This window comes from Embleya sp. NPDC059237 (assembly GCF_042754105.1).
GTDB lineage: Bacteria > Actinomycetota > Actinomycetes > Streptomycetales > Streptomycetaceae > Embleya.
Window position 1 is genome coordinate 210194 of the sequence record NZ_JBHZAE010000007.1, and the last position, 24931, is coordinate 235124.

The following is a 24931-nucleotide window of genomic DNA, read 5'->3' on the forward strand; positions in this document are numbered from 1 at the left end:
GGTTTGGCTATGACCTCGAACGCGCGCCCGGCGGACCGGTTGCCGGATCTGTACACGCTGGAACTGCTCGTGGCGGTGACCGAGAACGGCAGCCTGGGCGCCGCCGCCCGCCGGTTCGGGATCAGCCAGCCGTCGGCCAGCGCACGGATGCGCACCCTGGAGCGGCGGCTCGGCGTACGGCTCCTGGAGCGCAGCACCACCGGCTCGGTGCCCACCGCGGCGGGCCTGGTGATCACCGACTGGGCGCGCGGGGTGCTCGACCAGGCGCACGCGCTGGTGGAGGGCGCCGCCGCGCTCAAGGCCCGACAGGAGGACCGGCTGCGGGTGGCGGCGAGCCTGACCGTGGCCGAGCACCTGGTGCCCGGCTGGCTGACCGCGCTGCGCGAGGCGGTGCCCGGGCTGCACGTCGGCCTCCAGGTGACCAACAGCCTGCACGTGATCGAGGCGCTGCGGGCGGGCGAGGCCGACATCGGCTTCGTCGAGGGGCCCTGGGTCCCGCGCGACATGCAGTCGGCGGCGGTGGGCCGGGACCGGCTGGTGGTGGTGGTCGCGCCGACCCACCCGTGGGCCCGGCGGCGACGCCCGATCGCGGCGGCCGAGTTGGCGAACACGCCGCTGCTGCTGCGCGAGGCGGGCTCGGGCACCCGGGAGACGCTGGAGCGGGCGCTGGCGGCCTACGACGGAGTCGCCGTGCCCGCCCTGGAGTTGGGCGCGACGGCGCCGCTGCGCTCGGCCGCGATCGCCGGATCCGCGCCCGCCGTGTTGTCCGATCTGGCGGTGCGCGAGGACCTGGCCGAGGGGCGTCTGGTGGCCGTCCCGGTGGCCGATCTGCCCGCCCTGGATCGCGTCCTGCGCGCGGTGTGGCCGCGCGGTCGGGAGCTGCCGGAAGGTGCCCTGCACCTGCTGCACGCGGCCCGACGGCGCCCCGGGGCCTGACAGCCCGCGCAATTGTCGATAAGTTCCGCGATGTGACCACCGTCACAAACACGCATATCTACATAACGTCACGTAGAGAACACCATGCATAGACAAGGTAAGAGAGAGTAAGTTCCGATCTTGGGTTACGCGAGTGACGCCTGTGAACTACTGGGGCGGGACAGCCTGCGCGATCCGGACCGCCGGCACGACCGGGGCCGTGCAGGTCACAGAGGGGTGAAGGGGGCGATCGGGGCCATGAGCAGGATCGACAGCCGCAAGGACCGGCGACGGGGCCGAGCACGCGTGGTCGATGCCGATCACCCGGCCGAGTCCGGCGCGATCGACGCGACGGGCGCGACGGGCGCGATCGACGTCGGTTCGGGCGGCGACGAGGACGCGGCGGTGATCGTCGCGGCGTCCACCGTGCTCTCCGAGGCCCCGCCCGAACACGACTCGGTCGACGACGACGGCGAGTACGCCGACGACATCGACCTCGACGGTGAGTACGACCCCGACGGCGAGGGTGTCCTGGCCCCGGGGCGGGAGCGCCCGCTGCTCGGCCGGCGGCGGCCGGACACCATCGCGGTGCTGCTGTTCGCCAACTCGCCGATCCTGGAGAGTTCGATCCCGATATCGGTGTTCGGGGTCGATCGACGCGACGCCGGCGTGCCGAACTACCGATTACTGGTATGTGCGGCCGAACCCGGACCGCTCCGCACCACCGGCGGCGTCGAGCTGATAGCGCCGTACGGCCTCGACGCGCTGGCCCGGGCCGGCACGGTGATCGTGCCCGCGTGGCACTCGCCGTCGCGGATGCCGCCGCCGCCCGTCCTGGAGGCGCTGCGTCGGGCGCACCGTGAGGGGGCCCGGATCGTCGGCCTGTGCGGCGGCGCCTTCGTGCTGGCCGCGGCCGGTCTGCTCGACGACCGTCCGGCGACCACGCACTGGATGTACGCGCCCGCCCTGGCCAAGCGCTATCCGAAGGTCCGGGTGGACCCGCGCGAGTTGTACGTGGACGACGGCGACATCCTCACCAGCGCCGGCACCGCGGCCGGGATCGACCTGTGCCTGCACCTGGTCCGGCTCGACCACGGTCCGGACGCGGCCAACGCGCTCGCCCGGCGCCTGGTCGTACCCGCGCATCGGATCGGCGGCCAGGCCCAGTACATGGACCTGACCCTGCCCGAGGAGATCAGTGGCGACCCGCTGGCCACGGTGATCTCGTGGGCGCTGGAGAACCTCGCCGAGCGCTTCGACATCGAGCAGTTGGCGACCCGCGCGTACATGAGTCGGCGCACCTTCGACCGGCGCTTTCGCACGCTCACCGGCAGCGCCCCGCTGCAGTGGCTGCTGACCCAGCGGGTGCTTCAGGCGCAGCGGCTCCTGGAGACCACCGATCTCCAGGTCGAGGAGATCGCCCGGCGCTGTGGATTCCGCTCGCCGGTGGCGCTGCGGGGGCACTTCCGCAAACAACTGGGCGTGCCGCCGGCCTCGTACCGCGAGACGTTCCGCACCCGCGGCCCGGAGGAGACCGGGGACGAGGAGGTATGTGCACGGGCCGTAGGGTGACCCCATGAACGACCGCTTGGTCTGGATCGACTGTGAGATGACGGGACTCGACCTGTCCCGGGACGCGTTGGTGGAGGTGGCGGCTCTCGTCACCGACTCCGAGCTCAACATTCTGGGCGACGGGGTCGATGTCGTGATCCGCCCGCCCGCCGAGGCGCTCGCCGGCATGCCCGATGTGGTGCGCAAAATGCACACCGCTTCAGGTCTGCTGGACGAGCTGGAGGCGGGCGTGAGCCTGGCCGAGGCCGAGGCAGAGGTGCTGCGCTACATCAAGGCGCACGTGCCCGACGGCCGCAAGGCACCACTGTGCGGGAACTCGATCGGCACCGACCGGGGCTTTTTGGCGCGGGACATGCTCGATCTCGACGCCTACCTGCACTACCGGGTGATCGACGTCTCCTCGATCAAGGAGCTGGCCCGCCGCTGGTATCCGCGGGTCTACTTCCAGAGCCCGCCGAAGGCCGGCAACCACCGCGCGCTGGCCGACATCCACGAGAGCATCGAGGAACTGCGCTACTACCGCGAGGCGATCTTCGTCCCGGAGCCGGGACCGGACAGCGACACCGCCAAGGCGATCGCCGCCCGGTACGGCCACAAGCCGGCCGAACGCGCCTGAGATCGAGCTCGCACCCGCTCGCGCGCGCTTCGCGTCAGGCTCGCGCGTCCCGTGAAACCACCGCGGGCACCCCTTGAAATCACCACGCGGAAACCCTGCGGCGAGCAGCCTCCGGGAGCCTGTACACTTTTCCTCGCCGGGACGGAAACGCCACGGCGATGGTGGGTGTAGCTCAGCTGGTAGAGCACCTGGTTGTGGTCCAGGAAGTCGCGGGTTCAAGTCCCGTCACTCACCCCGAGAAGGCCCCGAGACATGCAAGTGTCTCGGGGCCTTGTGCGTTTTCGGGTGATTGCCGCCGGATCGCGCCCGATGTCGGCGTTCGCGTTGTGTGCGGCGGCGCGCGCGGCGTAGCGTGCCGTCACCTGAGGGTTACGTACGTGTCATCGGGAGGGTTTCGATCATGAGCATCGGCGAGTCGGGGCAGCCTTCGCGGCAACAGCTCGACGACGAGAAGGCCGCGCTGTACGCCATGGACATCAGTGGTGTCACGTGGATCGGCTACGGCGAGGACACCACCGGCGAGGGGATCGTGGAGACCGCCGAACTGCCCGGCGGGGGCATGGCGATGCGCAACTCGATCCACCCGGAGGGGCCGATCCTGCGGTTCACCGAGGGCGAGTGGACCGCCTTCGTACTGGGCGTGCGCGACGGCGAGTTCGACCTGGACCGGCTGGCCGAGCCGCTGCCGGAGCAGCACGGCTGACACCGCGTCGGATGGACCGGTCGGCTCGACCCGACGGGTCAATCATCCATTTCGCCCGTTTGGTGAATCGTGTACCGGTTACTCCTCGGTGGACGTGCCACCGACGGAGGGAAATCCGTGTCCACAGCCACCTCCGGGGTGGAGATCAGTGCGGTCGGCCTGGCGGCGGAGGGCCCGGACGGCGTCATTTTTCGCGACGTGCGCGTGACCGCGCCCGCGGCCGGCCTGACCGTGCTCGCCGGACCCGCCGGCGCCGGCCGGACGTCGTTGCTCCTCGCGCTCGGCGGCCGATTCCGGACCGTCGCCGGCACCGTGACCGTGGCCGGCAGCGGTCGAGCCGCCGACGCCCGCGCCCACACCGCGCTGGCCCGGGCCCGCCCGGGCCTGGACCTGGAACCGCACCTGTTCGTCGCCGAGACCGTCGCCGAACGACAGGCCGTCGACGGCGGCCGGCCCAGCGGGACCGCGCTCGCGCGGATGTACGACCTGCTGCGCATCGACCCGCCGGGCCACGTCCTGGTCGAGCACCTGTCCGCGGTCGAACACCTGCTCTTCGCGGTCGCGCTGGCCGCCGCCGACCGACCCGGCGCGGTCCTGGTCGACGACGTGGACAGCGGCATCGCGGGCGCCGACCTCTCCCGCGCCTGGCGGGCGTTGCGCGACCTGGCCGACACCGGCACCACCGTGGTGGCCACCGCGACCGCCGCGCCGCGCGGCGCCGACGTGGTGGTCGATCTGCCCGGACACCATCTGTACCCGAGAGGCGGTACCGCCTGATGGGTGTGCTGCGCCTGGCCTGGTTCGAACTGCGGCGCTTCCGGGGCCCGTTGCCCCGGCTGGTCCCGGTCATGCTGATGCTGGTGCCGACCCTGTACGGGGCTCTGTACCTGTGGTCCAACTGGGATCCGTACGGCCGACTGCACCAGGTGCCGGTCGCGTTCGTGAACGAGGACCGGCCGGTGGACGCGCGCGGGCAGCACATCGACGCGGGTGGTCGGCTGACCGAGGTGATCCGCCACGACCGGAACTTCAAGTGGACGGTCACCGACGCCAAGGCCGCCCGCGACGGTCTGGACGACGGCGACTACCACTTCGTGGTCACCGTGCCGCCCGACTTCAGCGCCACGCTGGCCACCACCGCCTCCGCCGAGCCGCGTCAGGCCAAGCTGCTGATGACGCTCGACGACGCCAACGGCTTCATCATCGGCAAGATGGCCGAGATCGCCAAGACGCAGCTCCAGCAGCAGATTTCGGCGACCACGCAGAGCACGCTGGTGCAGCAGTTGTACGGGGAGACCGGCACGCTCAAGGCGCAATTGGCCCAGTCGGCCGACGGCGCGCGGCAACTCGCGGCGAACGCGGGCGGCGTGCCCCCGGAGCAGACCCGTCAGGGTGCCGCACAACTGGCCGACGGGCTGGCGAAACTGGACGCGGCGGTACCGGCGCCGCCGCCGGCGCAGGCCGCCGGAGCGGACGCGCGGGTGCTCGGCGCGCCGGTGGTGATCGAGGTGCACAACCTGCATCCGGCGGTGCTGTACGGGCGCGGGCTCGCGCCGTTCTTCTTCGGGATCGCGCTGTGGGTGTTCGGCTTGGTCGGCTACCTGCTGCTGCGGCCGTACAACCCGCGCGCGCTCGCCGGGCGGGCCGGCGCGGTCAAGGTGGCGATCGCGGGGTGGTTGCCCGCCGCCGCGCTCGGCGTGCTGGGCGCGTTCGTCCTGTACGCGGTGGTCCAGCTGGGACTGGGCCTGGACGCCGACGATCCGGATCTGAGTCTGCTGCTGATCGCGCTGGCGGCGGTGACCTTCGTGGCCATCGCGCAGTTCCTGCGGGCCGCGCTCGGCGCGGTGGGCGACGTGCTGATCCTGGTCCTGCTGATGCTCCAGCTCACCTCGTGCGGCGGGCTGTATCCGGTCACCACCACCCCCGAGCCGTTCCAGGCGCTGCATCCGGTGTTACCGATGACCTACCTGGTGAACGGGTTGCGCATCACCCTCACAGGTGGTCAGGGCGAGCGTTTGGGGGTCGCCTTCGCGGTGCTCGGCGCGTACCTCGTGGTGGCGCTGATCGCGACCGTTTTCGTGGTCCGGCACAAGCGGATGTGGACCATGGCCGGGCTGAAACCGTCCGTGGAGTTGTGATCACCCGGATTTCCATGGGGCCGACCCGCTCCCCCGTACGGTTGTACTCGGGGGAGCGCAACCACGTCCGCTCCGGACACGTCGCCCACAATCAGGGGGTACCGCGGGTTTGCCACCTGTGGTGGAGGAGGGAGAATCAGCGGCGATGAACGAGCAGGAGATACAGAAACTGAGGGCCGAGGCCGAGACCCGGATGCGGGAACTCGGGCCCGATCACCCCGGTTCGCTCGACGCGCGCGCCGCGTGGGCCCGGGTCGTCGGCGACGAGGGCCGACCCGCGGAGGCCGCCCGGATGTTCGGGGAGCTGGCGGGCGACTACGCGCGCGTGCTCGGCCCGCAACATCCCGACACGCTCCTGGCCCGGCACAACCACGCCTACTGCCTGGGTCTGTCCGGCAACGCGGTCACCGCCGAGTCGCTGGCGCGCGACGTCGCCGCCGACTGTGTCCTGGTGCTCGGTCAGGACGACCCCGAGACGTTGAACGTGCGTGCCGGGTGGGCTCGTTGGATCGGCGAGGCGGGTGATGCCGCGGGCGCGGCCCGGATGTTGCGACCGATCGTCGAGGAGGCGACCGACGCGCTGGGGCCGGTACACCCCGACACGCTGACCATCCGACACCAGCACGCGCACTGGGTGGGCCGCTCGGGCGAGACGATCCAGGCGGCCCGCTTGATGGCGGCCATCGCGGACGAGCGCGCCGAGGTGCACGAGCCGGACGACCCGGCGGCGCTGACCGCCCGGCACGACCGCGCGATGTGGGCGGGCGAGGCCGGTGACGTCTCGGTGGCCCGGGACGCGATGATGCGGCTGGTGGAGGACGCCACGCGCGTGCTCGGCCCGGACCACCACGACACGCTGGTGATCCGGCACAACCACGCGCACTGGACCGGCGAGTCCGGCGATCCGCTGGGCGCGCGCACGCTGCTCACCCAGTTGGTCGCGGACTGCTCGCGGGTGCTCGGCGAACAGCACCCGGACACCGAGAACGCCCGACGCGGGCTGATGTGGTGGACGTACGGGCCCAAGGCCACCGGCCCGGCGCCGGTGTTCGCCACCCCGGTGGGGAACAGCTCGGTCGAGGCGGGGAAGCCGGCGAAGGAGCCGAAGCCGGCCAAGCCCGCGCGGGTGAAGCAGCCGAAGCAGCCGAAGCCGCCGAAGCCGTCCCGGGAGTCGCGGAAGGCGGCGGCCCGGCCGGCGGCGGCCGACGTGGCGTCGGCGGTCGCGGCGGAGGCGGCGGGTGCTCCGGTGGGTGCCTCGCCGGCTGCCTCGGCCGTCGCTGCGGCGGCGCCCACGGAGGTGGTGTCGGTCGGCGCCGCGGACCCGGTGTCGCGGTCGGTCGGGCCGGACGAGGAGGTCACCGCGTTCGCCCCGGTCGCCGGGCTCACCCCCGACACCGAGCAGAACGCGGCGGTGTCGGCCGCGCCGACCGCGCGGGTCGGTTTGGACAAGGAGCCGGAGCCGGCCGCCGAGCCCGAGGCCGCCGCCGTACCCGACCGGGACGAGGCGCCGGAGGACCTGGCGACCCGGGTGACGAGCGTGGCGCCCGACGACGAGCCGACCCACGTGAGCGTGCCGCCGCGCCCGGCCGTACCGCCGGCGACGGGCAAGCCGAAGGGGAAGGCGAAGGACGTCGAGCCGGCCGACGACGTTGACCCGGTCGATGTCGCCGAAGCGCCGGATGCGCCGGATACCTCCGATACATCCGACGCGAAGAAGTAGGCACACCACGAGCGGGGCGTCGTCGGGCATCCGATGGCGCCCCGCTCGTGCGTTCGGGGGCCGACGGTGCCTGATCATGTGGTGTCGTCATATGTACGCAACATGCTCGAAACGGGAAAGGTTCAGGATTCAAGACAGGTCGATGGAGGAGGTGTCGCGTGTTGTACCGACTGAGGGTGTCGCTGCCCGATCGACCGGGATCGCTCGCGCGGGTCACGCAGCTGCTCGGCGCGGCGGGGGCCGATGTGATGCAGATGACCGTGCTCGAACAGCTCGGCGGCCGGGCGGTGGACGAGTTCACCGTCTCCTGGGCGGGCGAGCGGGACGTCGCCGGCTTGGTCGCCGCCCTGGAGCGGTCGGCCGGCGTCCGGATCGAGGGGTGCTGGGCGGCCGGTGAGGTGCCCGGTTCCGCGCCCGAGCTGGACGTGCTGGGCCAGGTGGCGCGCGACCCCGGCCGGGCGGTGGCCACATTGATCGACGCGGCGCCGACGCTCTTCCACGCCGACTGGGCGGTGGCCACGCGCGGCGGGCGTGGTCGACAGCGGGTGTACGCGAGCTGGCGGGCCCCGCAGACTCCGGTGTTCCCCGCGCTCACCCCGATGCGGCCGCTGGGCTTCGCCTACGAGGGCGAGGCCACCGGCCACGGGGCGGCGGCGCCGATCGGGGCGTCCTGGCTGACGATGTACGTGGTCCGGCACGAGGGCCCCGCGTTCCACCGCACCGAACTGGACCGCCTGGGCCGCATCGTCGACGTGGCGCTCGGCGTCCTGGGCGAGCGCGGCGCGGCCAAGGCGACGGGCGCCGGCGCGGGCCCGGGGCCGGCCTGATCGGGGCTTCGGCGCCGGCCGAATGTACCGATTTGCTCGATATGCGATTCGGTTTCGACCGGGACGGGAACCATTTACCGCTATTCGGCGTGTAACGATCGGAACAACGTATGATTGCGTAATTGTGCGCGCACTTCGGGCCGTGAGCCGGGCGCACATCGAGCGCGGGGGCCCGACGAAGGCGACGACGACGTGCAGGACAGGGATGAGACGTCCCCGGGGGCCGCGGCCGTTCCGGGGGCGTCGGCCGAGGAGCCGGGGTCGGAGAACCCCAGCCGCATAGAACGGCGCGCCCACGACCGCCGGCGCCGCCGGCGGCGCATCCTCACGTGGATCGGCGGCGGCCTCGTTGCCGTCCTGCTCGCCGCGGGCGGTTTCGGCTGGTGGTTGTACGACCGCCTGAACGGCAACATCCGCACCCAGGACTTCGCCGACCAGCTGACCGATCGCCCGGCGCCCACGGGCGCGCTGAACGTGCTGTTGGTGGGGTCCGACTCGCGGGCCGGCGACAACTCCGAGTACGGCCGCGACGACGGCGGCAGCCAGCGCTCGGACACCACGATCCTGCTGCACGTACCCCAGGGGCGAAAGAGCGCGACCGCGGTCAGCTTCCCGCGTGACCTGATGGTCGACGTGCCGTCGTGCCGGACCACCTCCGGCGGCACCCAGCGGGCCTACTTCGGCCAGTTCAACAGCGCGATGGAGGTCGGCGGGGTGCCGTGCGTGGCGGCCACCGTGGAGCGGCTGACCGGCGCCCGGATCGACCACCAGATCACCATCGACTTCGTCGGCTTCAAGAAGGTCGTGGACGCGCTCGGCGGAGTGCCGATGCACATCGCCCAACCGATCGACGACAGGGCCGCGCACCTGCAACTGCCCGCCGGCGACATCACCCTGAACGGCGAGCAGGCGCTCGGCTTCGTCCGGGTGCGCAAGAGCCTGGGCGACGGCAGCGACATACAGCGCATCGAACGGCAGCAGGAATTCCTCAAGGCGCTGATCAAAAAGGTGCAGGGGGAGAACCTGCTGACCAACCCGGCGAAGGCGTACAACGTGATGGACGCCGCGACCAAGGCGATCACCACCGACTCCGGGATCAACACCCTGGCCGGCCTGTACGACTTCGCCAACGGCCTGCGCGGGATCCCGCTGGAGAAGATCGACTTCGTCACCACGCCGCTGATCGACTACGCCCCCGACCCGAACCGGGTGGCGCTCAAGCAGCCCGACGCGGCGCAACTGTTCACCGCGCTGCGCGACGGGGCGCCGGCGCCCACGCCGACCGGGACGGCCCGCCCGACCGACGGCACGGGGGGCGCCGACGCCTTCGGCGGGAACGGCACGGGATCCGGGACGAGCGGCGCGGGGTCGACCGGAACCGGTCGCTCCGGCGCGGGTTCGACCGGATCCGGCCGAAGCGGGTCGACCGGCGGTACGGGCGCGGGCACGAATCAGGGCACTGCGGGACGTTAACCGTCGCCGGTCCGTGACCCCTGGTCGTTGAACTGTACGGTGCAGGGGTTCGCCGACGACGCGGCCGATCGCCCCCGGGGGCAGACCCGGTCATGGGGCCGCCCGCGACGCCTTACGGTGGACTCGCGAGGGTGCTGGGTGCGGACCGAGGGGCTGGTGGCAGGGGCGCCATGACGGGTCGGGTTCTTCAGGTGGTGCAGGGCACTCGTTGGCGACGCCGCGCGGGCGAATACGCCTCGATCGGGGCCGCGGTGGGCGCGGCGGCGGCGGGCGACTCGATCCTGGTCGCGGCGGGGACGTACCGCGAGGATGTGGCGATCTCCGTGCCGGTGACGGTGGTCGGCTCGGACGGGCCGGGGACGGTGATCCTGACCGCGGCCGACGGGGTCGCGCTCACCATCACCGCCGACGCGGCGGTACACGGCCTGGTCGTCGACGGCGGCGCGGGCGTGTTGTCGCCGGCCATCGTGATCGAGGGCTGCGCGCCGATACTGGAGGAGTGTGTGGTCCGGGCCGCCTCGGTGGTCGCGGTCGAACTGCGCGCGGGCGCCGACCCGATGGTGCGCCGCTGCCGGGTGGGCAACCCGAAGGGCGTGGGCATCGGGGTGACCGGACGCTCGCGCGGCACGTTCGAGGACTGCGAGATCGGCGACACCGGGCGCGAGGGCTTCGACGTGCGCGAGGGCAGCGCACCGATCCTGCGCCGGGGCCGGGTGCGCGACGCCTCCGGGCACGGACTGCGCTTCACCGGACCCGGCACCACCGGCAGCGTCCAGGAGTGCGAGATCCAGGACGGCTCGGACGCGGAACCCGCGGTGTTCGTCGGCGACCAGGCCTCGCCGCATCTGACCGGTCTGCACATCCACGACGTGGGCGGCGGCGGGATCTGCGTCGCGGGCGGCGCCGCGCCGATCATCGCCGACTCGCGGATCGAACGGGTCGGCTGGGCGGGCATCTCCGTCGGCGGTCAGGGCAGCGCCGGGTCGTTGTCGCGGACCGAGATCAGCGCGGTCAAGGGCACCGGCGTCCAGGCCGACGACCTGGCCACGTTCTCGCTCGACGACTGCACGATCCGCGACGCCGAGGGCAACGGCGTTTCCGTCGACCGGGGCGCCAACCTGACCCTGGTCGGCTGCCGACTGCGCGACATGGGCCGCAACGGCGTCGACGTGCACGGCCACTCCGAGGTCACCCTCAGCGGTTGTACGATCCGCAGCTTCGGCCGCAACGGGCTCGCGCTGGCCGACCACGGGGCCCGTGCGTCGGCGATCGACTGCGAATTCCACGACTCCACCGGCGGCAAGCCGGCCGTGTGGGTGGCCGACGGCGCGGACGCCGCGCTCGGCGAGTGCCGCATTCACGACGTGCTCGACGGGGTCAAGGTGGCCGGTTCCGGCACCGGCTTGTCGATGCACGACTGCGAGATCCACGACGTGGACGAGACCGGCATCGGCGTGGGTGCCGGCGCGGTGGTCTCGGTCAAGTCCTGCAAGGTGCGCAAGGCCACCACCGGCGTGTGGTTCATGGAGTCGGACTGCGGCGGCATCATCGCCGACTGCACGATCGAGGACACCACCGACGGCGTCTCGGTCACCGGCGCGGCCGGGCCCACGGTGCGCCGGGTCCGGGTGGATCGGGCCACCGGCGAGGGCATCCGGATCGCCGGCGGCGGGCGCGGCGACTTCGAGGACTGCGAGGTGCTCGGCGGGCGCGGCTACGGGGTGCACGTACGCGAGGGCTGCCATCCGGTGTTCACCCGCTGCACCACGCGCGACAACGCCAAGGGCGGCTTCGAGTTCGCCGGTCCGGGGCCGGTCGCGGTCGAGTGCACCTCGCAGGGCGACGGGACGAGCGGCACGGAGCCGGCGGCGGGCGGGATCCTGGGGACGCCGAGCCCGATCGCGGCGGCCGGCGCACAACCCCAGGGAGTGGCCCGGCTGACCGCCACGCTGCCCATCCCCGGGGCGCGCGACGGCGCGGCCGTGGACGAGGCGGCGGCCACGTCCGGGCGCGGAGTGGACGAACTGCTGGCCGAGTTGGACGGTCTGGTCGGCCTCGCCGGGGTCAAGGCCGAGGTGCGCAACCTGATCGACCTGATCTCGGTGGGCCGCCGGCGCGAGGAGGCCGGGCTCAAGGCGCCCACGCTGCGCCGGCACCTGGTCTTCACCGGCTCCCCGGGCACCGGCAAGACCACCGTGGCCCGGCTGTACGGGGAGATCGCCCAGGCGCTCGGCGTATTGCGGGTGGGTCACCTGGTCGAGGTCTCCCGGGTCGACCTGGTCGGCGAGCACATCGGCTCCACCGCGCCGCGCACCAAGGAGGTCTTCGACCGGGCCCGGGGCGGGGTGCTGTTCATCGACGAGGCGTACAGCCTGGCCCCGCCGGACCCCTCGCGCGACTTCGGCCGCGAGGCGATCGACACGCTGGTGAAGATGATGGAGGACCACCGCGACGACGTGGTGGTGATCGTGGCCGGCTACACCGACGAGATGGAGCGTTTCCTCGGCGCGAACCCCGGCTTCGGGTCCCGGTTCTCCCGCACCATCACCTTCCAGGACTACTCGGCCGACGACCTGGTCGAGATCACCCTCATGCAGGTGCGCGAGCACGAGTACGTGCTCACCGACGAGGCGTGCGAGGCGCTGCTCGGCTACTTCCGCCGACTGCCGCGCGGTGCCGCGTTCGGCAACGCGCGCGAGGCGCGGCGCACGTTCGAGGCGATGATCGAGCGGCACGCGACCCGGTTGGCCCAGCTGCCGGGGGCGGGCATGGAGGAGTTGCGGACGCTGCATCCGGAGGATCTGCCCGACCTGCGGTGAATCGGTCCGCGCCGGCGGGGTAACGGCCGGGGGACGCGGGCCGCCCGCCGGGAGCCGGCCGGGTGGTGCGCGGGTGGGTTCGAGGGCGAATTCGAGGGCTAAGGAGCCGTACGTGCCGGTCATGGGCATCGACATCGGCGGGACCGGGATCAAGGGCGCGCCGGTGGATACCGACGCCGGGCGGCTGACCCGGGAGCGGGTCCGGCTGCTCACTCCCGAACCGTCCGCACCGCAGGCGGTGATCGGCGTGGTCCGCGACGTGCTCGCGGAGTTCGCGGACACCGAGGGGCCGGTGGGGATCACCTTCCCCGGCGTGGTCCGCGACGGCATCGTGCGCACCGCCGCGAATGTGGACAAGTCCTGGATCGACCTGGACGCCGACGCGCTGTTCACCGCGACGCTCGGCCGGCCGGTGACGATGGTCAACGACGCGGACGCGGCAGGTGTGGCCGAGATGCGCTTCGGCGCGGGCGCCGGGCAGCGCGGCACGGTGTTGATGTTGACGTTCGGTACGGGCATCGGCAGCGCGCTGTTCGTGGACGGTCGGCTGGTGCCGAACACCGAGCTGGGCCACCTGGAACTGGACGGGCACGAGGCCGAGCGGCGGGCCTCGGCGGTGGCGCGCGAGACGCACGACCTGTCCTGGGAAAAGTGGGCCGTGCGGGTGCAGGACTACCTGCGGCACGTGGAGATGTTGTTCTCGCCGTCGCTGATCATCATCGGTGGCGGGATCAGCAAGAAGCCGGAGAAGTTCCTGCCGTTCATCAAGATCCGGGCCGATCTGGTGCCGGCGAAGCTGCACAACGACGCGGGGATCGTGGGCGCGGCGATGCTGGTGACGGGCGACTGAGGTCGGGTCGGCTCAGGCGGACGCTCGACCGTCGCGGGACGCGCGCAGGACGCCGCCGAGGAGGGCGGCGATGTTCCACGCGTCGTCGACGCCCCGGTGGTGGGTGCCATCGAGGGGGAGGCCGGCGTGGGCCAGGGCGCCGGCCATGCCGAGTTCGCGGTCCAGGCCGTGGGCGAGCGAGTACAGCGTCTTGGCGTTGAGGTGGCGGGTGCCGAACGGGTAGGGCACACCCTCGGCCGCGCACTGCCGCTCGAACGCCTGCCGGTCGTATTCGCCCCAGCTCGCCCACACCCGCTGGTGCGCCTTGAACTCGGTGCGCAGCAGCGCGCAGGCGTCGGCGAAGGTGTGGCCGGTGTCGACGTCGGCCTGGGTGAGGGTGGTCAGTTCGGTACAGAACGCGCTCACCGTGGAGTGGGTGGGGCGGACCAGGAGGCCGTGTCGGTCGATCCGCTCGCCGGTGGTGACGTCGAGTGTGGCGATGCCGATCTCGATGATCTCCGAGTGCTGACCGTCGGGGATCGGACCGTTCCAGCAGGTCGCCTCGACGTCGATGACCAGGAGCAGGTCCAGGAGTCGTTTCGCCATGCCGGTGAGTAGACCATCGTGGCCGGCGTGCTACCACTGGTTTTGTTCTGACGGTACGTCAGATGCTTGGGTCCACCCGTCCACGGAGGAGTACGAAATGGGTACGCACAAGACATCACCCGGCACCGGCGTCGTGATCACCGGCGGCGCCTCCGGGATCGGTCGGGCGACCGCGCGGGCGCTGGCCGCGACGGGTCGGCCGGTCGCGCTGTGGGACATCGCGGCGGGCCCGGTGGAGGAGGCAGCGAAGGAGATCGCGGCCGAACACGGGGTGGCCGCGCTCGGGCTCGCGCTGGACGTGACCGACACCGAGGGTTACCCGGACGCGATCCACGCCTCGGTCGAGGCGCTGGGCACGATCGGCGGCTTCGTGCACGCGGCGGGCGTGGTCGACTCGACCCCGATCACCGAGGTCACGGCAAAGAACTGGGACCGGGTCCTGGACGTCAACCTGCGCTCGTTCGCACTCCTGGTCCAGGCGCTGACCCCGCACCTGCGCGAACACGCCGGCTCCGCGATCGTGGGCATCGCCTCGCTGAACGCGATCGTCGGCAACGCGCTCAACCCGTCCTACTGCGCGTCGAAGTCGGGCATGCTCGGGCTCAACCGCTCGATCGCCGCCAAGCTCGCCGAACACGGCATCCGCAGCAACGTGGTCTGCCCCGGCTACATCGAAACCCCGATGCTGGCCGCCTCCTTCGCCCGCCCGGGCACCCGGGAGCGCATGGAGAACAGCTCCCCGCTGCGCAGGCTCGGCCGCCCGGAAGAAATCGCCTCCGCGGTCCGCTTCCTCCTCGGCGACGACGCCTCCTTCGTCACGGGCACACACTTGATGGTGGACGGCGGCATGACGGAGACGGTCTGACCCACCCCACGCGGTTGCGGCCCGGATCCGGAGCCGGCCCGCAACCGCGCAACGCCTGCGGTGATGCCCGCAACGCCGGCACAATCACGGCAAGTCCGGACGTGGCCGACATCCCTTGGAGTACGCGCATGCAGGCCGGCTTCGATCGCGAATGGACCGCCGGCGATGTGCTCGCTGCCCAGCAGACCTCGCTGTTCAGGGTCGAACTCCTGGACGGCATCCCGCTGATGTCACCGCTGCCGACCTTGCGCCACCAACATGTGTCCGGCGTGTTGGCCGACATCCTGCGCCGGGCGGTGGACGACTCCGGCGTCGGCGCCGTGCCGTTCAAGAGCGTGAACGTGCGTCGTGGACACCGGGACGTCCTGCGCCCGGACATCGCGGTGGTCACGTCGACGGCGGCGATCGGCGCACTGGAATCGGACGCCGTCGCCTTCGCCCCCGAAGACGTGCTCCTGGCGGCGGAGATCCTGTCCCCCGGCCACGAGGGCGCCGACCGCATCGACAAACCCGCCCGCTACGCCGAGTGGAACATTCCGTCCTACTGGATCGTCGACCCGAAGACCCTCAGCATCGACACCTACACCCTCGACGGCGACGTGTATGTGGCCTCCGGCTCCGCCGCGCCGGGTGCCGTCGCCACGTTGCCCGCGCTGACTCCGATCACCCTCGACCCGGGCACGTTGCTGCGACTGTGGTGACGGGCTGGGGCGTTACTTCGGGTGGAGTTCGACGATGGTGACCTCCGGGGGTGCGCCTACTCGGACCGGGGGGCCCCAGAAGCCGGCGCCTCTGGTGACGTAGAGCATGGTGTCGTCGACCTTGTGGAGGCCGGCCACCGCTGGTTGGTCGAGTTTGACCAGGAGTTGGACCGGGAACATCTGGCCGCCGTGGGTGTGGCCGGAGAGTTGTACGTCCACGTCGTAGCGGGAGGCGTCCTTCACCTGGACCGGTTGGTGGGCCAGGAGCACGACCGGGCGGGACGGATCGCGGTTGCCGAGGGCCTTGGCGAAGTCGGGGCCGTCGTGGTGGGACTTGCCGGTGACGTCGTTGACGCCCGCAAGGTCGAACGCGGCGCCGCCCCGGGCGATTTCGAGGCGGTCGTTGGCCAGGGTGCGCACGTTGAGTTCGGCCAATTCGGCGATCCAGTCGGTCGCGCCCGACATGTAGTCGTGGTTGCCGGTGACGAAGAACGCGCCGTGGCGGGCGGACAGCCGGCGCAACGGGGCCGCGTCGCCGCCGAGTTGGGCCGCCGTGCCGTCGGCGAGGTCGCCGACGATGGCGACCAGGTCCGGGCTGGTGCGGTTGATCGTCTCCACGACCCGCGTGGTGTGCGCGTGGCCGAGCAGCGGGCCGAGGTGGATGTCGCCCACCACCGCGATCCGAAATCCCGCCAGGCGCGGATCGAGCCGGGCCACCGGTATCCGCACCCGCACCGTGCGCGGCGCGCCCAGGGCCTGGTTCATCCCGTAGCCGACGGTGCCCAGCGAGGTGCCGGCCGCAAGCAGCGCGACCGAGCGGGTCAGCACAAGCCGCCGATCCGGGCCGAGCGGCGTGCCGGAGGGGCCGGCCGCCGGCTCCGGATCGGGCTCGATCGTCTTTGTCGCCTCTGTCGCCTCCGCCCCCACGGGCACCGGCACCGGCGCGACCGTGGGCGACACCTCGCCTCCGCGCCGGCGCAGCGCCCGCAACGCGAACAGGCGCGGCAGCTCCAACACCCCGAGCGCGAGCACCACATACAGCAGCAGGGCCATCCACACGAAGCCCGGCCACGCGATCCACTCCGTGCCGCGCGGGCCGAACACCTTCGGCACCACCAGCGCGCCCACCATCGACACCCCGAGCGCGACCACCACCCCCGCGCCGACCCGCCGCACCACCCCCGGCCGCGTGGTGTCGCGCACCAGCCGCCGCCACACGTAAAGGTGCACGCCGACCAGCAGCGCGAGCGCGACGACCGCCACGACGATCCCCAGGACAACGGTCAAGGCCAGGCTCCCGGACGCAGGAATGTTTCACGGGAAGCGTGTCACGCCCGCCTCGGCCCCGGCATCCGGCACGCGGAGTATCCGAGCCTGCTCCCGGGGGCGATACCGGCCGACCCTCGGCGCATCCCCCGGCAGTACGCACTGCGACGGCGCCCCTGCCGGGCCCTGTGCGGTATCTCCCACCGCGACGATGCCCCGGCCGGGCCGCCGACCGGCCCCATATGCTCGATGCCATGGTGCGTGTACGGACGTCGCTGGGTGAGCTGATCGGTGCGGAGTCGGACGGGGTTCGGGTCTTCCGAGGCGTTCCCTTCGCCGCGCCACCCGTGGGCCCCGCGCGGTTCCGCCCGGCCCGCCCCGCGCCCGCCTGGCACGGGGCGCGCGACGCCCGCGAGTTCGCCCGGGCCGCGCCGCAGCCGATCGGGCAGTACGGCGCCGCGCCGGTGGAGATCGACGAGGATTGCCTGTACCTGAACGTCTTCGCCCCCGCCGAGCCCGGCCCGCATCCGGTGCTGGTCTGGGTGCACGGCGGCGGCTACACGAGCGGCGCGTCGTTCGAGGCCGTCTACGACGGCTCCGAACTGGCCCGGCACGGCGTGGTCGTGGTCACCGTCGCCTACCGGCTCGGCGTCCTCGGGCTGCTGCACCTGCGGCACCTGCTCGGCGACTCCTACGCCGACTCCTCGGCCAACTCCCTCCTGGACGTGGTGCGGGCGCTGCACTGGGTGCGCGAACACATCGCCGCGTTCGACGGCGACCCCGGCCGGGTCACCCTCGGCGGGGTCTCGGCGGGCGGCAAGGTCACCGCGAACCTGCTCGCGCTGCCCGCCGCCCGCGGCCTCTTCCACCGCGCGATCGTGCAGAGCGGCGGGGCGCAGACCGTGCGCACGATGCCCGAGGCCGAAGAGGCGACCGGCCACGTGTTGGCCGCGCTCGGTCTGGGACCGGACCGGGCCGCGGAACTGGTCGACGTGCCCGTGCCCGACCTGCTCGCCGCCCAGGCCGAGGCGATCGGGCGCGGTACCGCGAGGTTCGTGTTCCGACCGGTGGTCGATCCCGACGGGCCGCTGCCGGCGGTGCCGCTGCACACGATTCGGGGCGACGTACCGCTCCTGCTCGGGTCGAATCAGGACGAGGAGGAGATGTTCGTCGTGACCGAGCGGTCGGGCGGGCGCGAACCCGCGGCCGCCGATCTGGCCAACCTGCGCCGACCGGACCGACTGGCCGAGCTGGTGCGCGGATACGCGGAGCTGTACCCCGAACTGAACGGACGCTCGCGGCGGATCCGGCTGCTCACCGCCGAGTCGTACGGGATACCGACGGTGCGGCTCGCCGAGGCGCAGCACGCGGCCGGCGGGCAGGCGTACATGTACCGCTTCCGCTGGGCGCCCAAGGCGCATCCGCAGCGCCTGGGTTCGCCGCACGCGATCGACATCCCGTTCGTGTTCGGCACCCTGGACACCCCGCTCGGCCGCTGGCTGACCGGCGGCGTGCCGGCCGAGGCGCGGGCGTTGTCCGGCCGGATCCGGCAGGCGTGGGCGGCGTTCGTCGCGGGCGGGCCGCCGGTCGCCGACGGGCTGCCCGACTGGCCCTTGTACGACCCGACCGAGCGGCGCACGATGCTGCTCGACGTGCCGGCGACGGTGGTCGGCGACCCGGACCGGGAGGAGCGGCGGGTGTGGGACCACGCGATGTGAGCCGGGACGGGCCGGTCGCGCTGACCGACCTGATGCCGTGGGGCACGGCCGGGATCGCCACCGGGCGGAGTTGGGTGTACGCACCCGAGCGGGAGACGCTGCGTCGGCGCTGGGCCCGGCTGGCCGCGGCGGAGGATCGCGACACCCTGCTGCGGCCCACCCGTTCCCGGACGGCGATGTCGTTTCCCGCGCCGCTGCCCGGATGTGACGCCCCGTCCGGTCCGCTGGCGCGCGAGGTGGGGCCGACGCCCCGGCTGGTGCGGATCGCACGGCACCCGTTCGATCGGCAGTGGCTGCTCGCGGACCACCGGGTACTGGACGCCGCCCGGCCCGAGTTGTGGCGGGTGCGCGGAGACCGGCAGGTATACCTGTCGATCCGTCGGGCGGGGGAGCCCTGGCCGCTGTTGTGCAGCGCGCTGATCCCGGACGGGACGCACCACGGTGGGCGCGGCGGGCGGGTCGCGCCGCTGTACCGGGACCCGGCGGGCCTGGATCCGAACCTGGCGCCGGGCCTGGTCGACCTGCTTGCGGACCGGCTAGGCGTCCCCGTCGACGCGGAGGACCTGTTCGCCTGGATCGTCGCGGTGACGGTGGACCCCGAGCGGGTGCCGCTCACCGCCGATCCGGACGTCTGGGCGACGGGCGTCGACCTCGGCCGCCGGCTGGTCGGGCTGCACACCTTCGGCGCGCGGTTCGGCCGCCCCGGCGACGGCAAGCCCCGACTGCCGGGCGGGCGCCGCCCGTTCGTCCGCGAGCCGGTGCCGGCGCGGCCGGCGGGCGCGCACTACGACGACGAGTCCCGATCGCTCCTGCTCGGCTCCGGCCGGATCGGTCCGGTGGCGGGCGAGGCGTGGGAGTCGGGCGTCCTCGAACCGTGGATCGCGGCCCGCGTCGAGCCCCCGGGCGAGGGCCTGGAACGGATCCGCGAACGCACCTGGTCCACCGACCTGACCAGCGAACTGATCGACCTGCTCCATGTCCTGGGCCTGCTCGCCGATCTGGCCGAACCCCGCGCCAAGCTGCACGCGCGCACCGCCGAGGCCCCCGTGCTCGACCCGACGCCGGTCCTGCCCCCGCCCCCGTCCAGTCGCCGCCCGCCGACGGTCCTCGACATCACCGAGGAGGGCCCGGGCGGCCAGGCCGTGCTGCTCTGAGCGCGGACCAGGGGAGGGAGCCCGGTCGCGGCGGATCGGGCCGGTCGGTGACGTTGGGCCGAACGAGCGAATGGTATGCGCGGTGGCGGCAGAGTAACCATGTGGTGACTTAGCGTGGTCTGGTGTGCAGAGGTGGAAACGGGCGGGTGAGGCGGGCGGCGGTTGTCGTCGGCGCGGTCGTGTTCGGCGCGGTCGCCGTTCCGAGCACCGCCGCGACGCCGCGGGTCGGTCCGGGATCCGGGTCCGGCGGCGCTTGGGCCGGGGCCGTACACCTGCCGCCGGCCGCCGTGCGCCACCCGCTTTCGCCGCTGCCGAGCCCTCCCGGCGGGGCCGCCCCGCGCCCCGGCGTCCGCCCCCCGGACGCCGGGGCGCCCGCCGTGGATCGGTGTCCGGACGAGACGCCGCGAGCGGTCGGCGCCACCGCCCCGGATCCGACGCGGGACGCCGCGGCCTGCTGCCGGGATCACCTCCGGGCCAGTGCGCCGGGCGTCGACCCGGCCCGCTTCGACTGCCCGGGGCTCCTCGGCCCGGCCCGGCGGCACGAGCCCGCCCCCGGCGCGCGTACCGGATCGGCCGCGGCCTCTTCGGCCCCCGCTCCGGTTTCGGCGGGGCCCGAGGCCGACCCGATCGGCGACCTCCCGCCCGGGCGCCCGGCATCGCGTCGGGGCGCCGCGCCCCAGGTCGCGCCCTCGCGTCGGGCCAAGCCCCCGGGCGCCCGGGACGGCGACGACAAGGATCGCGGCGACGCCGCCAAGCGGGCCGTGCACGACGGCCCGGCCGTACTGGCCCGCCGGGCCATCACCGACCACGTGGCGGGCACCGGATCCGGGGCGGTGCTCCCCCTGGGCCTGGCCGCCGGCGCGCTGCTCCTGGTCGGCGGCGCACTGGTCGCCGGTTCCCGCCGCCGAGGCAACCGTCCGCCCCGCCGGCCCCGTTCGACCGGAGCCCGCCGCCCGGCCGGCTGACCCCGAGCGCGCCCTAGGGCGTGTCTTCAGACCCCCGTCGGGCTCCGCGGCGTGAGCGCAGCGAGGAGCCCGAAGGGCGGATGCCGTGCATCGGCGTGCCGGAGAAGCAGGTGCATAGTGGTTCTATTCGCCTGTTTCTCCGGGGCGGCGAGGTGCGGTGCCGGGCGTCGTGGAGCTCGGCGGGGGTCTGAAGACACGCCCTACCGCCCCAGGCACTCCCGGACCGCCTCGATCAGGCCGAGGGCCCGGACGTCCGTGTTCAGCGGGGACTGACCGTTCGTCACATACGCGAAGGCGAGACCCGTGGCCGGGTCGGCGAAGGCCAGGGGGCCGCCACTGCCCGGGTGGCCGAACGCGGCGGGGTCGGGGGAGACCCCGAAGAACGTGGTCTCCGGCTTCATGAAGCCGAGGCTGAACGCGGTGTGGTCGCCGAGGATGCGGTCCGGCCCCGCGACCACCGTCGACGTCACATCGGCGACCGTTTCGGGGGACAGCAGGCGCACCCCGTCGAGCGTGCCGCCCGCGCCGAGCATCGCGTATACCCGGGCCAGCGCACGCGCGTTGGTGACGCCCAGGCCCGAGGGCACCTCCCACGTGAGCACGCTCGGGTCGTGATCCGCGCCGGGCACGGCCAGTTCGGGCAGCGCCAGCATCGTGCGGCCCAGCTCGGAGCCGAGGTCGAGCAGGGCGGGATCGCTCGGGGCGATCGTGGTCAGATGCGCGAGCCGGGGCAACTCCGCGGCGGGCAACCCGATATGCGCGTCCAAGCCCAGTGGTCCGGCCACCTCCTCGGCCAGGAACGCGCCGACCGTGCGCCCGTCCACCCGCCGGATCAGCTCGCTCGCGTAGAAGCCCCAGGTCACCGCGTGATAGCCGTGCGCCGTCCCCGGTTCCCAGACGGGACGCTGTGCGGCGAGCGCGTCGGCCAGCGCGTCGGGCATGGCCACCTGGTCGAGCGTGATCGGCTCGTCGAGGAAGGGCAACCCGGCTTGATGGGAGAGCAGTTGGGCCACCGTCACGGTCTGCTTGCCGGCCGCTGCGAACTCGGGCCAGTAGCGACACACCGGCAGCGCGGGGTCGAGCCGACCCCGGTCGATCAGGATCGCCAGACAGGTCGCGACCAGGCCCTTGGTGACCGACCAGACCACCTGTACGGTGTCGTGCTCCCAGCTTCGGCCCGAGATCGGTTCGGCCAGTCCGCCCCACAGGTCCACCACGGGCGCGCCGCGCAGTCGTACCGCGAGCGCCGCGCCGACCTCGCCCTGAATCGCGAAGTTCTCCTCGAACGCCGCCTGTACGGGCGCGAATCCGGGCGCGATGAAACCGTCGACGTGCATGGTGTGGTCCTTTCGCGAACGCTCGGGACACCTCACCGGCGCCGGCGCGGTCGGTGACCGGGACGCTTCGTCAGTTCCTCGGGGTGACGCCTTCGAGTACCAGCGCCGTGAATTGGGTTTCCAGTTCGGACAGGGTCCGGTCGATCGTCGACTTCCACCCGGCCGTGAGCCACAGCGGGTAGGCGAGATAGCGGTAGGCCAGCTCCGGGTCCAGGTCCGCGCGGAACTCTCCGGAATCGATGCCTTCCTGAAGGGTGTTCAGCCACAGATCGCGGACCCGCATGCCGTCCGCCGCCAGGTGCGCGAAGCGCGGCAGCGTGGCCAGGTAGGCGTAGTCGCGGACGTACATCACGGCCGCGTCGGGGTGGTGCTCGATGGTCCGGAACGCGGCGTGCACGAGTCCGCGCAGCCGATCGGACGAGGTGCGCGCGTCGGCGAACGCCTCGTCATACCACGTCGCGAGGTCGCGCATCGCGGCGGTGAGGATTTCGTCGATCAAGTCCTCTTTCGAACCGAACCAGTGGTAGATGCTGCCCGCGAGAATGCCCGACGCGTCGGCTATCTCACGAACCGTCGACGCGACGACGCCCTTGCGGGCGAACAGTGCGGCGGCCTCGGACAGGATCACCTCCCGGCGCGGAAGTGCTTCGGGTTCCGTCTTCCTGCGTGCCATGAGCGCCCGTTCTCGGTCCGGCGGGTTGACTGCTGCCGCGTACTGCCAGGTGCCGTGCAGCCTAACCGCAGGTGGAGCGGTTGCCGTTGATTCAGTGGGGGATGCCTTCAGGGAGATCCGAACTACCTATCTAACATTTGTTAGATTGTGCTGAACCTTTTACGCCAGATCCCGATTCCCTGTCAAGGGCCTTGCGGGGCACGGGGGTTGCGGTCTAGCTTGTGCCGCATCCGGGAGTCCGTGGGGGATGGCCGGGCGGGGAGACGACGCGAAAGGCGTTGGCTCCCATGGCTCGTACGACGGCACCGCACAGAGCACACATCGCAACCCATGTCGCACCACCGGCCCGCGTCACAGACACGACGCGAGCGGTGGCACCACGTCCGGGCCCGGCCGGGGGATCGTCCTCGACCGACGGCGGCGGCATACCCGCGCACACCGAGCTGGTGGCCACCGGGTGGGCCGGTTGGATCGGCGAATCCCGTCCCGTTCGCGCACCCCGCACGGGTGCGTCCTGACCATGGGCACCTCAGTCGCGCCGTCCCGCGCCGGCGAGTTCGGCCGAACGGCCGTGTCCGTCGGCGAGTTCGGCGATTCCGTGGGCGCGGCACCCGGCCGCGTCGCCACGTGGGTGAATCAACTCCCGTTCGATGAGCACCGGTTACCGGGCCAGGTGGGCGTAATCCCTTACCCCACACGGCTGTCGGCGATCGTGCCGCGCCCGAGCGGGGTGAGGGGAGCCGGTAGGTATACAACCGGCAACACCGAATACGTGTCGTGGCCGGGAGGTGACGCCGGGTCAGGAGGGGAGTCGGCGTCCCCCGGCCGGGGCGCGGGAGTCGTCCCGGGTGTCCCCGGGTCGGGGCCGGACGGGGCGGGGGAGCCCTGTTCGACCGTCGACCCGAGCCCGGGTACGGCTCCCGATACGGGTGGCGCGCGGGTGGGGGGTGACGCCGTGTCAGGTATGGCGTTCGATCCCGCGCGCCGCCCGTGGCGAGGGTCCGATGCCGAGGCGCGTAGACCGACGCGCCTCGGCTCGGACCCGGGATGTGCCCGGCGGGCGCGTTCGGCCCGGGGGCGGGTTCGGGCGCTGCGCTCGCCGGTCGACGGCGAGATCCCGGATCCCGTACCGCTGTTCGCCTCGGGACCGGAACCGATTCTGGCGATCGGCCTCGACCCGGTCCGGCGGCCCGTGTTGCGGGCCCGGGACCTGCGGGTGGAGTTCGCCGGGATGCCCGCCGTGGACGGGGTGTCCATGTGGGTCGAGCGCGGTGAGGTGGTCGGCGTGGTCGGCCCCGCGGGCAGCGGCAAGACGACGCTGCTGAACGCGCTCACCGGGGTGGTGCCGGCCACCGGCGCGCTGTTCGTGGACGGCCTGCCGGTACGGCTGGGCAGCCCCGAACGCTCGCGTCGCGCCGGTCTGGTCCGGATGTTCCAGACCCCGCAACCGGTTCGCGCGCTGTCCGGCGCGGACAACTTCGTGCTCACCCGCTCCGACACCCGGCATCGGGGTCTGCTCGCGGCGTGGTTGTTGCACCCGCTGCTGGCGCGGGTGGACCTGGAACGGGGCATCGGGACGGACCGGGCCGGGCCGGGGGGACGGCCGCAGCGGGGCGCGGACGTGCTGACGTACGGGGAACGTCGGCTGCTCGATATCGCCCGGGGCATCGCGGCGGTGCCCAGGGTGCTGATGTTGGACGAGCCGAGCGCGGGGCTGAACGCCCGCGAGACGGACGCGCTGCTGGTACTGCTGCGGGGGGTCGCGGCGGACGGCGTGGGCCTGATCGTGGTGGATCGAAGGATCGACTTCGTCGAGGCGCTGTGCGATCGCGTCACCGTCCTGGACACCGGCCGCGTGGTTGCGGAGGGCACGCCGGCCGAGATCCGACGCAATCGTCGCGCGATGGACGCCTGCCTGGGGGCGGGGGCCGGGTACGACGCCTGAGCCTCGGCGTCGACGGTCCACCGGGTCCCGGGGCGGGGTCGGCGGGCGCGTTCGGGGGCGCCCGACCCGGGGTCACCGGCCCGTCCGGC

Annotated in this window: 21 protein-coding genes and 1 tRNA gene; 18 read left to right on the forward strand and 4 right to left on the reverse strand. The window is 72.7% G+C overall.

Annotated elements, in window-relative coordinates; genetic code table 11:
- The first annotated feature begins 9 nt into the window (after nucleotides 1-9).
- The 12 genes from ACFXKZ_RS23195 to ppgK all read left to right on the forward strand — a co-directional run bounded on the left by ACFXKZ_RS23195 (nucleotide 10) and on the right by ppgK (nucleotide 13633).
- Nucleotides 10-936, forward strand: coding sequence for a LysR substrate-binding domain-containing protein (locus tag ACFXKZ_RS23195; RefSeq protein WP_380002845.1), 927 nt, complete (start codon nucleotides 10-12; stop codon nucleotides 934-936).
- Between the two features lie 237 nt (nucleotides 937-1173).
- On the forward strand, nucleotides 1174-2487 hold the full coding sequence (locus ACFXKZ_RS23200; RefSeq protein WP_380002846.1) for a GlxA family transcriptional regulator: 1314 nt from the start codon (nucleotides 1174-1176) through the stop codon (nucleotides 2485-2487).
- Nucleotides 2488-2491: 4 nt separating this feature from the next.
- Nucleotides 2492-3103: an oligoribonuclease gene (orn, locus tag ACFXKZ_RS23205; RefSeq protein ID WP_380002847.1), complete on the forward strand. Its 612-nt coding sequence runs from the start codon at nucleotides 2492-2494 to the stop codon at nucleotides 3101-3103.
- 161 nt (nucleotides 3104-3264) lie between these two features.
- Nucleotides 3265-3337 (forward strand) — tRNA-His (locus ACFXKZ_RS23210).
- A gap of 166 nt (nucleotides 3338-3503) precedes the next feature.
- On the forward strand, nucleotides 3504-3806 hold the full coding sequence (locus ACFXKZ_RS23215) for a DUF397 domain-containing protein (RefSeq protein WP_126642569.1): 303 nt from the start codon (nucleotides 3504-3506) through the stop codon (nucleotides 3804-3806).
- A gap of 117 nt (nucleotides 3807-3923) precedes the next feature.
- Nucleotides 3924-4583, forward strand: a complete 660-nt coding sequence (locus ACFXKZ_RS23220) for an ATP-binding cassette domain-containing protein (protein ID WP_380002848.1) — start codon at nucleotides 3924-3926, stop codon at nucleotides 4581-4583.
- Entirely contained in the window at nucleotides 4583-5944 is a 1362-nt protein-coding gene (locus tag ACFXKZ_RS23225; RefSeq protein WP_380002849.1) for a YhgE/Pip domain-containing protein, read from the forward strand. The genes ACFXKZ_RS23220 and ACFXKZ_RS23225 overlap by 1 nt, the downstream gene beginning before the upstream one ends.
- Nucleotides 5945-6089: 145 nt before the next feature.
- The gene (locus ACFXKZ_RS23230) at nucleotides 6090-7664 is read left to right on the forward strand and encodes a hypothetical protein (RefSeq protein WP_380002850.1); all 1575 of its coding nucleotides are present in this window, start codon (nucleotides 6090-6092) and stop codon (nucleotides 7662-7664) included.
- Nucleotides 7665-7822: 158 nt separating this feature from the next.
- A complete protein-coding gene (locus tag ACFXKZ_RS23235) occupies nucleotides 7823-8491 on the forward strand; it encodes an ACT domain-containing protein (protein ID WP_380002852.1) in 669 nt (222 codons plus the stop codon).
- 192 nt (nucleotides 8492-8683) lie between these two features.
- Nucleotides 8684-9964: an LCP family protein gene (locus ACFXKZ_RS23240; protein ID WP_380002853.1), complete on the forward strand. Its 1281-nt coding sequence runs from the start codon at nucleotides 8684-8686 to the stop codon at nucleotides 9962-9964.
- Between the two features lie 170 nt (nucleotides 9965-10134).
- Nucleotides 10135-12783 carry a right-handed parallel beta-helix repeat-containing protein gene (locus ACFXKZ_RS23245; RefSeq protein ID WP_380002854.1) on the forward strand — a complete coding sequence of 883 codons (2649 nt, stop codon included), beginning with the start codon at nucleotides 10135-10137 and terminating at the stop codon, nucleotides 12781-12783.
- A gap of 121 nt (nucleotides 12784-12904) precedes the next feature.
- Nucleotides 12905-13633 (forward strand): polyphosphate--glucose phosphotransferase, encoded by a 729-nt coding sequence (gene ppgK, locus ACFXKZ_RS23250; protein ID WP_380003146.1) that lies wholly within the window; start codon nucleotides 12905-12907, stop codon nucleotides 13631-13633.
- Between the two features lie 12 nt (nucleotides 13634-13645).
- Here ppgK and ACFXKZ_RS23255 read toward each other — a convergent pair whose 3' ends face one another.
- Entirely contained in the window at nucleotides 13646-14218 is a 573-nt protein-coding gene (locus ACFXKZ_RS23255) for an exonuclease domain-containing protein (protein WP_380002855.1), read from the reverse strand.
- A gap of 97 nt (nucleotides 14219-14315) precedes the next feature.
- On the opposite strand from ACFXKZ_RS23255, the gene ACFXKZ_RS23260 reads away from it, so the two are divergent.
- Nucleotides 14316-15083 (forward strand): SDR family NAD(P)-dependent oxidoreductase, encoded by a 768-nt coding sequence (locus ACFXKZ_RS23260; protein ID WP_380002857.1) that lies wholly within the window; start codon nucleotides 14316-14318, stop codon nucleotides 15081-15083.
- A 101-nt stretch (nucleotides 15084-15184) separates the two neighbouring features.
- Nucleotides 15185-15784, forward strand: a complete 600-nt coding sequence (locus ACFXKZ_RS23265) for a Uma2 family endonuclease (RefSeq protein WP_380002858.1) — start codon at nucleotides 15185-15187, stop codon at nucleotides 15782-15784.
- 12 nt (nucleotides 15785-15796) lie between these two features.
- Here the strand turns inward: ACFXKZ_RS23265 and ACFXKZ_RS23270 are convergent, their stop codons facing one another.
- Nucleotides 15797-17071, reverse strand: a complete 1275-nt coding sequence (locus tag ACFXKZ_RS23270; RefSeq protein WP_380002859.1) for a metallophosphoesterase — start codon at nucleotides 17069-17071, stop codon at nucleotides 15797-15799.
- Between the two features lie 233 nt (nucleotides 17072-17304).
- On the opposite strand from ACFXKZ_RS23270, the gene ACFXKZ_RS23275 reads away from it, so the two are divergent.
- From ACFXKZ_RS23275 to ACFXKZ_RS23285, 3 genes are all read left to right on the forward strand, one after another.
- Nucleotides 17305-18768, forward strand: a complete 1464-nt coding sequence (locus tag ACFXKZ_RS23275; protein WP_380002860.1) for a carboxylesterase/lipase family protein — start codon at nucleotides 17305-17307, stop codon at nucleotides 18766-18768.
- Entirely contained in the window at nucleotides 18750-19922 is a 1173-nt protein-coding gene (locus ACFXKZ_RS23280; RefSeq protein WP_380002861.1) for a type ISP restriction/modification enzyme, read from the forward strand. Before ACFXKZ_RS23275 ends, ACFXKZ_RS23280 begins: the two co-directional genes overlap by 19 nt.
- Before the next feature lie 377 nt (nucleotides 19923-20299).
- A complete protein-coding gene (locus ACFXKZ_RS23285; RefSeq protein WP_380002862.1) occupies nucleotides 20300-20887 on the forward strand; it encodes a hypothetical protein in 588 nt (195 codons plus the stop codon).
- Nucleotides 20888-21087: 200 nt separating this feature from the next.
- On the opposite strand, the gene ACFXKZ_RS23290 is transcribed toward ACFXKZ_RS23285, so the two are convergent.
- Nucleotides 21088-22224, reverse strand: coding sequence for a serine hydrolase domain-containing protein (locus ACFXKZ_RS23290; protein ID WP_380002863.1), 1137 nt, complete (start codon nucleotides 22222-22224; stop codon nucleotides 21088-21090).
- Between the two features lie 70 nt (nucleotides 22225-22294).
- Nucleotides 22295-22897 (reverse strand): TetR/AcrR family transcriptional regulator, encoded by a 603-nt coding sequence (locus ACFXKZ_RS23295; RefSeq protein WP_380002864.1) that lies wholly within the window; start codon nucleotides 22895-22897, stop codon nucleotides 22295-22297.
- Between the two features lie 964 nt (nucleotides 22898-23861).
- Between ACFXKZ_RS23295 and ACFXKZ_RS23300 the strand changes: the two genes are divergently transcribed.
- Complete coding sequence (locus tag ACFXKZ_RS23300; protein WP_380002865.1) at nucleotides 23862-24842, forward strand: ATP-binding cassette domain-containing protein; 981 nt, start codon at nucleotides 23862-23864, stop codon at nucleotides 24840-24842.
- Nucleotides 24843-24931 lie beyond the last annotated feature (89 nt).

Coding starts and splice junctions, on each gene's coding strand:
- ACFXKZ_RS23255 (WP_380002855.1), bottom strand. CDS start 14,218: ATGGCGAAACGACTCCTGGACCTGCTCCTGGTCATCGACGTCGAGGCG.
- ACFXKZ_RS23290 (WP_380002863.1), bottom strand. CDS start 22,224: ATGCACGTCGACGGTTTCATCGCGCCCGGATTCGCGCCCGTACAGGCG.
- ACFXKZ_RS23195 (WP_380002845.1), top strand. CDS start 10: ATGACCTCGAACGCGCGCCCGGCGGACCGGTTGCCGGATCTGTACACG.
- ACFXKZ_RS23225 (WP_380002849.1), top strand. CDS start 4,583: ATGGGTGTGCTGCGCCTGGCCTGGTTCGAACTGCGGCGCTTCCGGGGC.
- ACFXKZ_RS23215 (WP_126642569.1), top strand. CDS start 3,504: ATGAGCATCGGCGAGTCGGGGCAGCCTTCGCGGCAACAGCTCGACGAC.
- ACFXKZ_RS23300 (WP_380002865.1), top strand. CDS start 23,862: ATGGCGTTCGATCCCGCGCGCCGCCCGTGGCGAGGGTCCGATGCCGAG.
- ACFXKZ_RS23245 (WP_380002854.1), top strand. CDS start 10,135: ATGACGGGTCGGGTTCTTCAGGTGGTGCAGGGCACTCGTTGGCGACGC.
- ACFXKZ_RS23200 (WP_380002846.1), top strand. CDS start 1,174: ATGAGCAGGATCGACAGCCGCAAGGACCGGCGACGGGGCCGAGCACGC.
- ACFXKZ_RS23260 (WP_380002857.1), top strand. CDS start 14,316: ATGGGTACGCACAAGACATCACCCGGCACCGGCGTCGTGATCACCGGC.
- ppgK (WP_380003146.1), top strand. CDS start 12,905: ATGGGCATCGACATCGGCGGGACCGGGATCAAGGGCGCGCCGGTGGAT.
- ACFXKZ_RS23230 (WP_380002850.1), top strand. CDS start 6,090: ATGAACGAGCAGGAGATACAGAAACTGAGGGCCGAGGCCGAGACCCGG.
- ACFXKZ_RS23295 (WP_380002864.1), bottom strand. CDS start 22,897: ATGGCACGCAGGAAGACGGAACCCGAAGCACTTCCGCGCCGGGAGGTG.
- orn (WP_380002847.1), top strand. CDS start 2,492: ATGAACGACCGCTTGGTCTGGATCGACTGTGAGATGACGGGACTCGAC.
- ACFXKZ_RS23275 (WP_380002860.1), top strand. CDS start 17,305: ATGGTGCGTGTACGGACGTCGCTGGGTGAGCTGATCGGTGCGGAGTCG.